This window comes from Nocardioides panzhihuensis, from assembly GCF_013408335.1.
GTDB lineage: Bacteria > Actinomycetota > Actinomycetes > Propionibacteriales > Nocardioidaceae > Nocardioides > Nocardioides panzhihuensis.
Window position 1 is genome coordinate 1,417,761 of sequence record NZ_JACBZR010000001.1, and the last position, 13,491, is coordinate 1,431,251.

The 13,491-nt window shown below is 68.7% G+C and carries 10 protein-coding genes; 6 read left to right on the forward strand and 4 right to left on the reverse strand.

All coding sequences use genetic code 11. The features are described 5' to 3' along the window. The first annotated feature begins 279 nt into the window (after positions 1 to 279). The 3 genes from BJ988_RS06620 to BJ988_RS06630 all read left to right on the forward strand — a co-directional run bounded on the left by BJ988_RS06620 (position 280) and on the right by BJ988_RS06630 (position 4,691). Complete coding sequence (locus BJ988_RS06620) at positions 280 to 1,575, forward strand: HNH endonuclease (RefSeq protein WP_179657296.1); 1,296 nt, start codon at positions 280 to 282, stop codon at positions 1,573 to 1,575. Between the two features lie 136 nt (positions 1,576 to 1,711). Beyond that, positions 1,712 to 1,939 (forward strand): type II toxin-antitoxin system VapB family antitoxin, encoded by a 228-nt coding sequence (locus BJ988_RS06625; RefSeq protein WP_179657297.1) that lies wholly within the window; start codon positions 1,712 to 1,714, stop codon positions 1,937 to 1,939. Between the two features lie 49 nt (positions 1,940 to 1,988). Further along, positions 1,989 to 4,691, forward strand: a complete 2,703-nt coding sequence (locus BJ988_RS06630) for a GNAT family N-acetyltransferase (RefSeq protein WP_179657298.1) — start codon at positions 1,989 to 1,991, stop codon at positions 4,689 to 4,691. A 24-nt stretch (positions 4,692 to 4,715) separates the two neighbouring features. On the opposite strand, the gene BJ988_RS06635 is transcribed toward BJ988_RS06630, so the two are convergent. The 3 genes from BJ988_RS06635 to BJ988_RS06645 are packed head-to-tail and all read right to left on the reverse strand — an operon-like array spanning position 4,716 to position 9,199. Continuing rightward, complete coding sequence (locus tag BJ988_RS06635; protein ID WP_179657299.1) at positions 4,716 to 5,186, reverse strand: DUF4913 domain-containing protein; 471 nt, start codon at positions 5,184 to 5,186, stop codon at positions 4,716 to 4,718. Positions 5,187 to 5,190: 4 nt separating this feature from the next. After that, positions 5,191 to 8,820, reverse strand: coding sequence for a trypsin-like serine protease (locus tag BJ988_RS06640; RefSeq protein WP_179657300.1), 3,630 nt, complete (start codon positions 8,818 to 8,820; stop codon positions 5,191 to 5,193). A 7-nt stretch (positions 8,821 to 8,827) separates the two neighbouring features. Next, a complete protein-coding gene (locus tag BJ988_RS06645; RefSeq protein ID WP_179657301.1) occupies positions 8,828 to 9,199 on the reverse strand; it encodes a trypco2 family protein in 372 nt (123 codons plus the stop codon). 123 nt (positions 9,200 to 9,322) lie between these two features. Between BJ988_RS06645 and BJ988_RS06650 the strand changes: the two genes are divergently transcribed. Genes BJ988_RS06650 through BJ988_RS06660 form a run of 3 tightly spaced genes read left to right on the forward strand, consistent with a single transcriptional unit; the run spans position 9,323 to position 11,702 of the window. Then, on the forward strand, positions 9,323 to 9,907 hold the full coding sequence (locus BJ988_RS06650) for a DUF5998 family protein (protein WP_179657302.1): 585 nt from the start codon (positions 9,323 to 9,325) through the stop codon (positions 9,905 to 9,907). 7 nt (positions 9,908 to 9,914) lie between these two features. After that, positions 9,915 to 11,039 carry an alkaline phosphatase family protein gene (locus tag BJ988_RS06655; RefSeq protein ID WP_179657303.1) on the forward strand — a complete coding sequence of 375 codons (1,125 nt, stop codon included), beginning with the start codon at positions 9,915 to 9,917 and terminating at the stop codon, positions 11,037 to 11,039. A gap of 18 nt (positions 11,040 to 11,057) precedes the next feature. Further along, entirely contained in the window at positions 11,058 to 11,702 is a 645-nt protein-coding gene (locus BJ988_RS06660; RefSeq protein ID WP_179657304.1) for a thymidine kinase, read from the forward strand. Here BJ988_RS06660 and BJ988_RS06665 read toward each other — a convergent pair. Further along, positions 11,699 to 13,381, reverse strand: a complete 1,683-nt coding sequence (locus tag BJ988_RS06665; protein WP_179657305.1) for an alkaline phosphatase D family protein — start codon at positions 13,379 to 13,381, stop codon at positions 11,699 to 11,701. The two genes, BJ988_RS06660 and BJ988_RS06665, sit on opposite strands and share 4 nt — an antisense overlap. Positions 13,382 to 13,491 lie beyond the last annotated feature (110 nt).

The following is a 13,491-nucleotide window of genomic DNA, read 5'->3' on the forward strand; positions in this document are numbered from 1 at the left end:
CGCTGAGCGACTGTTTCTTCGTCTCCAGGTTCGCCGCCGACCCTTTCCTCGAGTGTTTCTCGATCAGCCGCCGCGTCAAGGACGGGCTTCGCCCGCCGGCTTCGCCGGCCGCTTCGCGGTCCTTGACTCGGCACCTGATCGAGAAAGATTTCGCCATTATCGGGGCGGCGGCGAGGGTGTGGCGCGGGGATCAGGTTACTTGTTTACGGACTGTGTAAATCGGGGCTGACCAGCACAAACAGGTAGCCACGGACGACTCTTTCACATATAATGAGGCGTATGAACGAGACCGTCGACGAGCTCCTCGCCGGGCCGCCCCTGGGCGCGGCCGAGGGCGAGTTGGTCGACTGGATCTCTCGTCTCGAAGAGATCAAATGTGTGGCTGAGGCCGTTCAGGCAGAAGCAGCGGTACGCCTCGAGGAAGCCACCCGCGCACGCCAGGCCGAGGCTCGGGTCCCTGCCCGGAAGCTGGGCGAGGGCGTCGCCTCGCAGGTGGCGCTCGCGCGGCGGGTCTCACCCGCCAAAGGCGCCAAACTGCTGGGCCTGGCGAAGATCCTGATCACCGAGATGCCACACACCTTCGCCTTGATGAAAACGGGCCTGTTCTCGCAGTGGCAGGCCACCATCCTCGCCCGCGAGACCGCCTGCCTCTCGATGGAGGACCGCCGGGTCATCGACTATCAGCTCTGCTCGCCCGGTTCGGACGGTGAGCCGCCTGCGGTGGTGACCATGGGACTGCGACAGCTCGAGAACGCCGCCAAGAAGCTTGCCATCACCCTCGACCAAGAATCCGTCGTCGCTCGTGCCGCGAACGCCGAGAAGGACCGCCGGGTCAGCGTCCGGCCGGCACCGGACACCATGACCTGGCTCGGTGCCTTGTTGCCGGTCAAGGACGGCGTCGCCGTATTCGCTGCGCTGGACCAGGCAGCCAAGGCCGCCCAGGCGGCCGGAGACGAGCGGACCCGCGGCCAGGTCATGGCCGACACCCTCGTCGACCGCGTCACCGGCCGCACCGCAGCCGACGCGAAGCCTCGGATCGAGGTCAAGATCGTGATGACCGCCGACGCCCTCACCAACGACAGCGACCAGCCGGCCATGGTCGAGGGCTACGGTCCCGTGCCAGGCGCCTGGGCCCGTGAAGCGCTCACCGATGCGGAGGTCTTCGTCCGCAGGTTGTTCACCGACCCGGCCGGGAACCTGGTCGCGATGGAGTCTCGTTCCCGCAAAGCCCCCGAGGGTCTGGCTGACTTCATCACGAGCCGCGACGGTGGGATCTGCCGCACCAACGGCTGCGACGCCCCGATCCGCAACGTCGACCATGTCGAACGCCACGCTGACGGCGGCCGCACGAGTGCCGAAAATCTCCAAGGTCTCTGCGAGCGGTGCAATCAAGCGAAAGAAGCTCTCGGTTGGCAGGCCAGACCAGGACCAGACGGCAGCATCATCACCATCACACCCACTGGCCACACATACACGAGCCCACCACCCGACACCTGGCGACCAGACCCACCACCACTGTCCCGAGCAGAGTTCATGCTGCGCGATCTGCTCCTCGGCCACGATCTTGCCGCGTGAGGTGCTCAGCCTCAGGAGTGATCGGCTGATCGATGCAGCTCGCAGCCCTTCCGTACGCCGCACATCCGCGTACATTGGCTGTATAGGTCAAACCGCCCAGGAGTCACCGGTTCAACGCACATGGAGGTGCTTGAAGATGGCTGTCACCCAGATCGAGCTCGACACCGAGCTGCTCGCGGAGATCCAGCGGATCTCCGGCGCGACCACGCCGCAGGAGGCGATCGAGTTCGCCGTACGCGAGCTCGTCCTGCGCAACCACGATGGCGATGCCCCCAAGCATGCTCAGAAGCTGGCGCGGAACTGGGACTACGACGGTTGGCGGGTGCTCAACGAGCGCGACCGCGCCAACGCCGTACGTCACTGACCGCGCCCGGCACGCGCGGCACCCTGGCCTCTCCCGCTAGATTTCTCTCGTGACCGCGCAGCAGACCCCGCCGTATCCCTCCCACTGGGAGGCGGACGTGCTGCTGCGCGATGGGCGGACCGCGCACATCCGGCCGATCAGGTCGGCGGACAAGGACCTGCTGGTCGACTTCTACGACCACCGGGTCAGCGACGAGTCGAAGTACTACCGCTTCTTCTCGCCGATGCCGCACCTCTCGGCCCGAGATGTCGCGCGCTTCACCGAGGTCGACCACAAGGACCGGGTCGCGTTCATCCTGACCCTGCGGGGTCGGATGATCGCGGTCGGGCGCTACGACGTGGTCAAGCCGGGGGAGGCGGAGGTCGCCTTCCTCGTCGAGGACGACTACCAGGGCCGCGGGATCGCACAGATCCTGCTCGAGCACCTCGCCCAGGCCGGGCGCGAGCGCGGGGTCACCAAGTTCACCGCCGACGTGCTCCCCGACAACGGGCGGATGATCCAGACCTTCCGCGACGCCGGCTACAAGGTGGCCTCCGTCTACGAGGACGGCGTCATCTCGCTGCAGTTCTCGATCGACGTCACCGACACCGCGGTCGGCCGGCTCGCCCTGCGCGAGCACGAGGCCGAGGCCGCCTCGATCCACCGCTTCTTCAACCCGCGCTCGGTGGCCGTGATCGGCGCCAGCCGACGGCAGGAGACCGTCGGCCAGGCGCTCGTACGCAACCTGGTGATCGGCGACTTCACCGGTCGGGTCTACATGGTCAACCCCAGCTCCACCGCGGTCAGCGGCATGCCGGCCTACAAGAGCGTGCAGGACATCCCCGACGACGTCGACGTGGCGATCGTCGCGGTGCCCGCCGACGCGGTGCAGGACGTCGTGCTCGACTGTGCCGCCAAGGGCGTGCACGGCCTCGTGGTCATCTCCAGCGGCTTCGCCGAGACCGGCGAGGAGGGCCGCCAGCGGCAGCGCAGGCTGGTGAACCTGTCGCGCTCCTACGGGCTGCGGCTGATCGGTCCCAACGCGCTCGGCGTGATCAACACCGACCCCCAGGTCAAGATCAATGCCAGCCTCGCCCCGACGATGCCGCCGCGCGGACGTGCGGGCTTCTTCTGCCAGTCGGGTGCGCTCGGCTCGGCGATCCTGGAGAAGGTCAACAACCGCGGCCTGGGCCTGTCGACCTTCGTCAGCGCCGGAAACCGCGCCGACGTCTCCGGCAACGACCTCCTGCAGTACTGGGAGGAGGACGCCTCGACCGAGGTCGTGATGATGTACCTCGAGTCGATCGGTAACCCACGCAAGTTCTCCCGCATCGCCCGCCGCGTCTCCCAGCGCAAGCCGATCGTGGCGGTCCGTTCGGGGCGCACCACCCAGGGTGTGCCGATGGGCCACGCGGTGCGCAAGATCAGCGCGCCGCCGGCGGCTGTCGACGCGATGTTCCGGCAGGCCGGGATCATCCAGGTCGACACCCTCGACGAGATGTTCGACGTCGCCCAGCTCCTCGCCCACCAGCCGCTTCCGCGTGGCCGGCGGGTTGCCATCGTCGGCAACTCCGACGCTCTGGGGCTGCTGGCCGCCGACGCCGCCGTCTCGGTCGGGCTGCAGGTCAACAAGCAGGTCCCGCTGCCCACCGAGCCGAGCGCCGAGGACTTCGAGGACGCGCTCGACGCGGCCATCGACGATCCCGAGGTCGATGCGGTGATCTCGGTCTACATCCCGCCGCTCAACGTCTCCGGTGAGGAGATCGCCAACGTGCTCGCCGCGGTCGGCGAGCAGTCCGACAAGCCGCTGGTCACCAGCTTCCTCGGTGCCGAGGGTGTCCCCGAGCTGCTCCGCGTCCCCGACGTCGCCGGGTCGACCGCCGGCCGGGGCTCGGTGCCGTCGTACTCCTCGGTCGAGTCGGCCGTGCGCGCCCTGGCCAAGGTCGTGGAGTACGCCGTGTGGCTGCGCTCCGCCGACGGCGAGACGCCGTGGCTCAGCGCCGACGAGTGCGACCCGCGCACGGCGCGCAAGATCGTCACCGACGTGCTCGCCGCGCGCCCCTCGGGTGGCGACCTGAGCCGCGAGGACCTCACCATGGTGCTGGCCGCCTATGGGATCAAGCTGTGGAACACCCACAAGGTCACCACCCTCGACGAGGCGATCTCCGCCGCCGAGGACCTCGGCTGGGACGTCGTGCTCAAGGCAACCATCGAGAGCGTCCGTGAGCGGCCCGACCAGGCCCATGTCGTACGCAACATCGACGACGTCGACGAGATGACCGAGGCCTGGGAGCTGATCACCAGCCGGATCTCGCCCGAGACCGGCGGGCTGACGGTGCAGCGCACCGCGCCGCCGGGAGTCCCGGTCGCGATCCGGTCGATGGAGGACCCGCTGTTCGGGCCGGTGGTCTCCTTCGGCATCGCCGGACCGATCACCGAGCTGCTGGCCGACCGCGCCTACCGGATCCCGCCGCTGTCCAAGCGGGACGCGGCCTCGATGGTGCGCGAGATCAAGGCCGCGCCGATGCTCTTCGGCTACCGCGGCGGCGACATGGTCGACGTCGACGAGATCGAGCGCCTCGTCCTCAAGGTCGCCCAGCTGCAGAACGACCTGCCCCAGATCTCCTCGCTCGACCTGTCCCTGGTCCTGGTCGGCCTCGAATACTCAGCCGTTCTCACCGCCAACGCCAGGGTCGACCTGGTCGCCGATCCGCGCTCGGACTGGTTCGTACGCCGCCTCAACCCGGCGGTGGGGGACACCCTGCCCGGATGACCGGCTCCGGAGTGCTCCCGAGTCTCAGTCGTCCGAGAGGCCCAGCGGCGTTCCGGACGCCCACCACTCACCTCTGGCGTCGGTGAACAGGCCTGGCGGAGCCGGCTCGTGAGGCAGCGGAGGCGGGGTGACGCCGTGCACGCCGTTCGTGCATTGGGCGAACGGTCCGGCGACTGGATCCATCAGCACACCCATGTGCGGGTCGGCATGGTGCAGCAGCCAGTTCGAGATCCCGGTCGCGGGGTCATGCCGCAGGTGCTCCCACGCACGCCATATCGAGTCCAACCGCATGAGGGCCTCGGCATGCCGATACCACTCCGGACACCATACGAGCCCCGACTCCGGGGCCCGCGAGAACAGATGAACGAGCCTGTCGCTGACGAACTCCTCGACGTTTCCGTAGTAGAGGACCGGTGGTGTCGCCACCCGCAGCTCGTCCTCGACGAGCTCGTCGAGCAGCTCCTCCAGACGACTCTCGGATCGATCTTCGGGCATGTCATCAACTCCTCTGGGTGCTGCTCATGGTGGTCGGATCGTGTGCGCCGAACCGCGCCAGGACGTCTACGTGGGAACGTGCCGTGTATCTCGAGCCGTTGACATGGCGTTCCGGATCGTTCGCAGCAAGCCTTCGATGAATCTCGAGCGCCTTCTTCGAGTACGTCAGGGCCCGCTGGGGCGGCCGGCAGCTGTCACGCGTGCTCAAGATCAGCATCCGGGCCATCTTCCGCAGGATGACCACACAGCTGTACGAGGTCTGGGAGCGTCGGCCCAGCAACCGGAGACCCAGGAGTTCGGCCTGGAGCGCGGCACGACGTGCGGCAACGGGCCGCTTGGCCAGCGCGAGGGCCTCGGCAAGCCGCAGATGCGCACGGAACCACGACCACTGGTGGCCTTGATGGACGAGACCGCCGCGCACGTGGATCTCGTGGGCGGCGACCGCGACGGCGGCTTGAAATCGTCCCGTCGTCATCAGAGCTCTGCCGAGCGAGGCGTCCACGTCGGCGAGCTCGGCCTTCTGCCTGACGTCGATGAGGGCTTCCTGCCGGCGAATCAGACGTGCTTCCTGAAGGAGTGGAACGGCGAGCTCCGCGGTGGACAGGTAGTCGGTGTAGCTGCCCGCCAGCGCCTCGAGGCAACCCGCCAGCGGACTTCGCCAGTCGCTGTCCTGGTCAGCGGCCATCCGGTAGCTCAGGAGCGCTTGGCGTCGCATGATGCGGGCCGCGATCTCCCGGTCGAGGTCGACATAGGCGTACGCGGCGTCGTGAAGAGCAGCGGCGTAGTGACCGCGGAACGCCCGCGGGTTGCGGTCGGCGAGCAACTTGTACACATCGGCTGCCTCGGTGCCGGCAAGAAGAGACTCCCGGCCCTTCTTCACCATGCCGAGCCGAAAGCTGAGTGTGCGAAGTGCCTCGGCCAGCTCGGGCAGCATTCGTTCGGATCTGTGGACCAGGTCACGATAAAGCGCGACTTCCTGCTGCGTCACGATCAGCGCCGCGTCGTGCTGCCCGAGAGCAGCGTGCGCACCGCTGAGGTCTCGAAGGCTCTCCGCGAAGGAGTACGCGTACCTCTCGGGGTGACCGTCCCTGAGGGCCTGATAGGTGTCGACGGCACTCTGCGCGCTCGCGAGCGCCTTCTCACGCCATCCGAGCGCCGCTGTCGCGTCGCCGGCCTGTTCCTCGATGTCCCCGAGCCTGCTCAGCACCCACGAGAGAAGGGGATCAGCGGCATGGGCCTGCTGATACCAGTCGCGCTGCTCGGCCAACGATCCGCGACGTGCGGCGATGTCGCCCAGGTTGGTCATCGTCCGAGGGACCGTGGGATCGGCTTCGTATGCTCGCCGATGCCATTCGTCTGCCTCTTGCTGGTCACCGTGGATGCGGGCGCAGACCCCCAGGTTGTTCATCGGCCAGACAGCCGAACCATCGGCGAGATGAGCTCGCTCGTACCATTCACGTTCCTCCCCGACGCGACCGTCCTTGTGGGCGAGGAAACCCAGCGCGTTCATCGCAGGTGAGTACGTCTCGTCGAGGGCGTGCGCCTGGCGATAGAACTGCTCGGCGGCGTCGCGGTCGCCGTCGTCGAACTTGAGGTTGCCGAGCGTCAGAAGTGCCGCGGCGTCTCGGCCCTGTGCGCTCAGCGCGATGTGTTCGGCGTGGGGGAAGTCCTTCTTTCGGTACGCCGTGCGGGCGAGCTGACCCAGCATCGGGGGAGGAGTGTCGTCAGCGCGAGCGGCGAGCGCCCGCCAGGCGTCCGCGGAGAGCTCCGCCGGTGGATCGTCAGGTCCGTCTCGAAGCAGGAAGTGGGAGACGACATAGCCCTCGATCTGACCCTCGTCGGCGAACGGGTCTGCCGGCGCGAGCGCCTGCATCGGCGTACTGCCGCTGCCTCTCACAGGCGCGCACGCCCACGCGACCGCGTCGTCGAACCAACCGGGACGGGACGTGGCGGTGGCGCGCTCGGACCGTGACATGTAGGTGAGCGCGACGGCCCGCAGCACCGGGCCGGGAACGGGTAGCACCTCAGGGTGCAGGTAGCGCTGGATGTCGGCACAGGCACGCAGCACAGCCCGGCCCGGATGGGTGGTGGGCCGGTCTCGCCGCTCCCGGATCGCCGGAGCCGCGGCCAGGCTCTGCGCGAGCGAACGACCGTGTTCGGTGACCGCGGTCTCGAGCCGCGGGTCGCGAGCGGCCAGGGAGACGGCCCGCGCGTGCTCCTCCTCGGAGAACTCCGGGCTGATGTCGATCGGCTCGAGGGTCGGGCGGTCAGGAGGTGCCCACTTGAGCAGCAGGCGCGCGTCGCGGCTGCCGTAGTCCCGGCCGTCCGCGGAGGAGGACGCGGAGGTGAGGTCCGCGTAGGTGTTGGGCCAGATGGTTCCGAGGATGACCACCGGGTTCTCCCGATCGTCGAGCAGGTCCCGGAACACCTGGTACGGCACCTTGTCGGAGCCGAGGAACCCCGCGATCTCGTCCAGCCAGATCACCGTCCTCCCCAGGTCGGCCCCTAGGGCCCATTCCCGGAGCTCGGCCGATGGGTTGTCGCCGACGGGGGCGAACAGGCGCCATCTGGGGAGCACCTCGCGGACTGCCTCGTAGAGGCACCGGGACTTGCCCGACCCCGGCTCGCCACGGAGGAGCACGATGCCGCCTCCAGAGTCCGCGGCGTTCTGGATCGCCCGGCGGACCCGCTGGTCCTGGTCGCGCTCGACGTACAGCGGAAAGCTGGTCGAGAGATCCGGGTCAGCGGTGTCAGGCAGGTCGCCGGGGAGCCTGGTGGACTCCTTGATGCCGAGCTCCTCGCGGGGCAGCCCGTCCTCGACCCAGTGCAGAGATCTCGGTGGATGGAGGCCGGGCGGTTGGCCGCGGCTCGGCGTACGGGGCGGAGCCGACGGGCGGACGAGCTCGAGACTCTCCGCCGAGGAGATGCCTAGGCGTGTGGCGATCTCCTTCGCGTATCGTCCGTCCGCGCGGGCGAGCCTGGACGCGGGAACGACCTTGATCGGGTTGTTTCCCAGGTGAGGATGGTGCTCGACGACGTGTCCGAGCACGTATCCGTCGTAGAACACCAGCGCACCCGACAATCCGCCCCACTCCTGGACGGTCCCGATCTCGGTGTCACGCAGGATCAGGTGCTCGTACGCCTCGTTCGCGCGGTCCGCGACCCTGATAATGCCCGACAGGGAGGCGAGGGAGCGCTTCTGGTCCGGATCGGTCGGGTCGATCGCGTAGCTGGGGTAGCCGACCGCCTCACAGTCACGCAGCAAGCCTCCACCTCCTCGGTCGCACCGGGCGAAGATGGGTGGCTCCCAGTCGGCGTCGGACCAAGGTGGATCGGCGAGCGTGAGAAGCGCTACGTCCAGGCCCCAGCCTGCCCCGTCCCACCGTCTGCTGACGGTCATGCTCGTGACAGAGCTGTGTTCCCAGGCGCCGTCCGGGCCTCTTCGCTGGACCGTGACGGGACGTACGCGGGTCCCGTCGGCGGTCTTCGGGTCGGCGACCGTGCAGTGCCACGCCGTCAGGACCTCGTTCGGAGTGACGAGATAGCCGGTGCCCCACTTCTCGCGGGTCTCGGAGACGTGCACGACGACGGCAACGACTCGATCGTTCGCCGGACCGGGCGGCTGGGTCGTCATCTGACGACTATTCGTCTTCTTCGTCTGCGTTGACCGTGGGGATGATGCGCTCGGTCCCGAGTGGGCGTTCACCGTGGGACGGTGACGACTCGCCGGCGATCACGATCCCGCCCGCCGTCTCCTCCTTCGAGGCGGCGCCGCTCGAGAGCGGCTTCAACGACAGCCTGATCGTCTGCGTACGCTCCGTCCCCACCGATCCTCCAGCCTCGAGGATCTTCCAGCCGACCTTGCCGTTGGCATCCTTGGTGACCGCGACGCTGAGCTCGAGGTCGACCGTCTCCAGCGCGAACCGAACCTCGCCCTCGCGGCCACTTGCCTGGGCTTCGGAAAGCTCCAGCCTCAACGTCTCGATCGCCTGACTGAGCCCGATGCCGTCCATGGCTTCCCTTCGCCGCTGTGGGTGCGTTGCAAGGATTTATACCATCGAGAGGCGGAAGTCGGCGGGCAGTCGATCGACGCACCAGTAGCCCGTGCTACACGCGAGCGTGACAGACTGGCACCCATGAGCACCCGCACCGATGATCTCGACCGCGCCGACGACCTGCGCGACGAGATCGACCGCACCGGCTACTACCCCGAGGTGGTGGCCGACTGTGTCGCCTCCGCCGTGGCGGGGGAGAAGGTGTCCTCCTTCTTCCTGCACCACGAGCCGACCTTCGACCGCGACGAGGTGCGCCGCCACCTCTCCGTGCTGGTGCTGACCCCGACCCGGCTGATCCTGGCCCACACCGACGAGCACGCCGGCGACGACCTGCTGCCCGAGCACTACACCTCGACCTCGACCGAGGCCGTCCGCATCGACTCGGTCAACTCCGTCGTGGTGACCCGGATGATCACCAACCCGACGAAGGGTTCGAGCAAGCCGGCCGAGGTGGTCATGACCATCGGCTGGGGCGGCGTCAACCGCGTCGACCTGGAGCCCGCGGGCTGCTCCGACCCCAACTGCGACGCCGACCACGGCTACACCGGCGTACTCACCCCCGACGACTTCTCGCTGCGCGTATCGGCTGCCGCCGACGGTCACGACTCGGTCGACCGCCTGCTCTCCTTCGCGGAATCGCTCTCGGCTCGCACCCACAGCCGGTGAGGTGCGGGTGACGGGGTTTCTCGCTCCCGCTTACGGGGAGCGCTCGCTGGGTGATGTCCTGCCGGCGGTCGCGGCCGCCATGGACGTCCCGCTCGGCACCGCCGAAGCGCGACCCGGTCTCGAGCTGCCGTCGGCGGCTGCGTACGTGATCTTCCTGGTCGACGGGATGGGGACCAACCTGCTGCGGCGCTACGCGCACGCGGCGCCGTTCCTGGCGTCGCTGAGCGAGGACCAGCAGCCCGGCACGGCCGGGGTGCCGTCGACGACGGCGACCAGCCTCACCTCGTTCGGGACGGGGCTGACCCCCGGCGGTCACGGCCTGGTCGGCTACACCTCCCGGATCCCCGGCACCGACCACCTGCTCAACGCGCTGCAGTGGCGCAAGGACGTCGACCCGGTCGAGTGGCAGCCCAACCGGACCGTCTTCCAGCGGCTGGGCGAGGCCGGCGTCCCGGTCACGGTGATCAACAAGCGCGTCTTCGGCGGCTCTGGCCTGACCATCGCCGCCCATCGCGGTGCGGAGTTCGTCGGCGCCGACCGGGTCGGCGAGCGGCTCGCGTCCGCGGTCGCCCTCTCCCGGGTTCCGGGCTCGCTGACCTACCTCTACGACGGCGACCTGGACTGGACCGGCCACAAGTACGGTGTCGCCTCCTCGCCCTGGTTGCAGCAGCTCTCGATGATCGACGCCGAGGCCGAGCAGCTCCGAGACGCCCTGGACCCGTCCGTACGGCTGCTGGTGCTCGCCGACCACGGCATGGTCGACTCGCCCGCGTCGTCTCGCACCGACATCGACGACTTCCCCGAGCTCCGTGACGGGGTCGCCCTGGTCGGCGGCGAGGCTCGCTTCCGCCACCTCTACTGCTCGCGCGGCGCGGTCGACGACGTGGTCGCGACCTGGTCGGAGAAGCTGGGCGACAAGGCCGACGTGATGACCCGGGAGACCGCCATCCGGCGCGGCTGGTTCGGACCGGTCACGCCGGCGGTGCTGCCGCGGCTCGGCGACGTCATCGTCGCCTCGCACGGGGAGCACGCGGTGGTCTCGACGAGCCTGTTCCAGTACGAGACGACCCTGGTGGGGTTGCACGGGTCACTCACCCCGGACGAGATGCTGATCCCGCTGCTCGTCTCCTGAGCCACTAGTGTTCTCCGAGTGGCTGAGCTGACCTTCTGGACCGGGACGATGGATGCAGGGAAATCGACCCTCGCACTGCAGACCAACCACAACCACGCGGCACGCGGCAGGGTGGGGCTCATCTTCACCGTCCACGACCGCTCCGGGGGTGCGGTGGTCACCTCGCGGCTCGGTCTGACCCATGACGCGATCGAGGTCACCGACGACTTCGACTTCTGGCGCCACATCGTCGACGCGCTGACCCACGGCGGCCGGGTGGACTACCTCATCTGCGACGAGGCCCAGTTCTACACGCCCGAGCAGATCGAGGCACTGGCCAAGATCACCGACGAGCTGCAGATCGACGTGTTCTGCTTCGGGATCCTCACCGACTTCCGCACCCGGCTCTTCCCGGGTGCCGCTCGACTGGTGGAGCTCGCCGACCGTACGGAGGTGCTGCAGGTCGAGGCGCTGTGCTGGTGCGGCAAGCGGGCCACCCACAATGCCCGGGTCGAGGACGGCGTGATGGTCACCGAGGGCGACCAGGTCGTCGTCGGTGACACCGACCAGGCACCCAGCGCCGTCTCCTACGAGGTCCTCTGCCGCCAGCACCACCGCCGCCGCCTGACCGCGGCCCGGGCCAAGTCCGTCTCCCTGGTGCCCGAGCCGCTGCCCTTCGGCTAGCGATTGAGCGTCGGCATGGGCACGTCGGCGTACCTCGTCCCGACCGGGGCGCTCTTGGTGTCGAGCTGGACGCCGGGGCGGCCGTTCTCCACGACGTACGTCGCGCGGGTGGAGACCGGGGCACCACGGCGCTCGACGTACGGCACCACCCGGAAGTCGCTGGAGAGCTCGTCGGGTGTGACCTGGACGCGTACGTAGCCTCGCTGGCTGTTGAAGAACTTCAGGTGGTCGTTGGCCCGCAGCAGGGTCTCGCCGCCGGTGGTCATGTCGGCGCCGTCGCCGCCGCTGGTGATGGAGGTGCCGACGAACTCGCTGCCGACGACGGCCGACTCCGGGTCGTCGTAGTCGGCCAGCAGGTTGCTGGCGTAGTTGTGGTGGCGGTCTCCGGTGATGACGACCAGGTTCTCGACGCCGCTGGTGCGGGCGCCGGCGAGGAGGCGGTTGCGGTTGGCGACGTAGCCGTCCCAAGGGTCCATGTAGAGGGTCTTGGCCTCGGACTCGTCGAGGTCCGTCTCGGCCATCGGCGCCTGGTTGGAGAGCACCTGCCAACGGGCTCTGGACTGCCGCCAGCTGCGCTGGAGCCACGCCTCCTGCTCGAGGCCCATCATCGAGCGCGACGGGTCGTAGATGTCCGGCGTCAGCTGCGGGCTCGCGGGGTCGCTGCCGTCGGCGTACGCCTGGTCGTCGCGGTACTGCCGGGTGTCGAGCACGTTGAAGTCGACCAGGTCGCCGTAGCGCAGGTTGCGGTAGATCTGCATGTCCGGCCCGTCCGGCAGCGCGCTGGCCCGGAACGGCAGGTGCTCGTAGTAGGCCTGGAAGGCAGCCGTACGCCGTGGCATCCACAGCTCGCCCTTGGACTGGCTGCGCTCCTCCGGGGTCTCGTCGGCCCAGTTGTTCTCGACCTCGTGGTCGTCGGGTGCGACCACGAAGGCATGGGCCTGGTGGGCGGCCATCAGGTCCGGGTCGGACTTGTAGAGGCCGTACTGCAGGCGGTAGCGCGCCAGGTCGAGCGTCTCCCCGGCCAAGGACGGTGTGACCGGGGTCTTGCGCCAGTTGTTCTCGGCAGTGACGCCGGACTCGTACAGGTAGTCGCCCAGATGGAAGATGACGTCGAGGTCCTCGTCCGCCAGGTGCCGATAGGCGGTGTAGAAGCCGTGGCTGTACAGCGCGCAGGAGGCGAAGGCGAAGCTCACCTGGGACGGCGAGGAGCCGTACGACGGGGCGGTCCGGGTGTGGCCGGTCTGGCTGACCTCGCCGGCGGCCAGGAAGCGGTACCAGTAGTCGCGACCGGGACGCAGGCCCCAGACCTCGGGGTGGACCGAGTGCCCGAGGTTCGGGGTGGCGGTGACAGTGCCGGACTTCACGACCTTGCGGAAGGCGGGGTCCTCGGCGACCTGCCAGCGGACCTTGACCGGCTTCTGCGGCATGCCGCCCAGACCGTCGGGGGCGAGCGGTTCGGGGGCGAGACGGGTCCAGAGGACGACGGAGTTGGGGAGCGGGTCGCCGGAGGCGACGCCCATGGTGAACGGGTAGCCGGAGAGCGAGGTGGCGCTCTTGACCGATACCGCGTCGGCGGGGATCGAGCCGGTGCCGAGCAGCATGGCTGCTGATGCGGCGAACCCGGTCGAGGCTGTGCGAGAGATGAGGGAGCGTCGGCTCAGCGAATGGGGCAGAAGCATCGGGGCCTCCGAGAAAGGTGGAAGTGCTTGCCTCCACCCACCTCATCGGGGGCGCATGAACTGCACCCGACCCGCTGCCGACTCTGGCCGGTCGGGTCGCCGACGTAACA

Coding starts and splice junctions, on each gene's coding strand:
- BJ988_RS06625 (WP_179657297.1), top strand. CDS start 1,712: ATGGCTGTCACCCAGATCGAGCTCGACACCGAGCTGCTCGCGGAGATC.
- BJ988_RS06635 (WP_179657299.1), bottom strand. CDS start 5,186: ATGCCCGAAGATCGATCCGAGAGTCGTCTGGAGGAGCTGCTCGACGAG.
- BJ988_RS06650 (WP_179657302.1), top strand. CDS start 9,323: ATGAGCACCCGCACCGATGATCTCGACCGCGCCGACGACCTGCGCGAC.
- BJ988_RS06640 (WP_179657300.1), bottom strand. CDS start 8,820: ATGACGACCCAGCCGCCCGGTCCGGCGAACGATCGAGTCGTTGCCGTC.
- BJ988_RS06645 (WP_179657301.1), bottom strand. CDS start 9,199: ATGGACGGCATCGGGCTCAGTCAGGCGATCGAGACGTTGAGGCTGGAG.
- BJ988_RS06665 (WP_179657305.1), bottom strand. CDS start 13,381: ATGCTTCTGCCCCATTCGCTGAGCCGACGCTCCCTCATCTCTCGCACA.
- BJ988_RS06620 (WP_179657296.1), top strand. CDS start 280: ATGAACGAGACCGTCGACGAGCTCCTCGCCGGGCCGCCCCTGGGCGCG.